Origin of the sequence: Haloferax sp. Atlit-10N (assembly GCF_003586325.1) — an archaeon.
In the GTDB taxonomy this organism is placed as follows: Archaea; Halobacteriota; Halobacteria; order Halobacteriales; family Haloferacaceae; genus Haloferax; species Haloferax prahovense.
On record NZ_PSYX01000165.1, the window covers coordinates 1 to 451 of the forward strand.

Sequence of the window (451 nt, forward strand, 5' to 3'; positions counted from 1 at the left end):
TTGGTTGCGAACTTGGTCATGTTTCGTGATAACACGACTCGATAGAAGTTGATAAGCGTATTCGTTGATAATGTGTAGAAATAGGCCTTATGTTCACTATTCGTCCATTTTATAACCAAATATTCCGAATATAAGGGCGTATTCTGGGCAGAAAGCCGGCTGTTTATTCGACAATCTAAACCCACTATAATGAACGATAGTGTAGTATGTGCCTCGAACGCGGCTCACCGGCGAGGGGTGAGCGCGCGCAAGTCGTCGAAGGAGTTCACGTTGTGAAACGCGTGCGTCCCGGCGTGAGCCTCCACTTCGCGGTCGTCGAGGACGGTCACGTCGAGCGCGGACATCACGGTCTGGAGGCGCTCGTCGCCGTCGCGGATAGTGTCGGTGCAGGCGACTTCGGCGGCGCGGCAGTGAACGACCGCGGGGAGCGGTTGGGTCGTCTCGGAGACCC

1 pseudogene is annotated in these 451 nt (G+C 55.0%); it reads right to left on the minus strand.

Annotation, left to right across the window (positions count from 1 at the left end):
- Window positions 1-224 precede the first annotated feature (224 nt).
- Window positions 225-451 (minus strand): annotated as a pseudogene (locus C5B91_RS21680) (molybdenum cofactor guanylyltransferase); the annotation flags it as partial.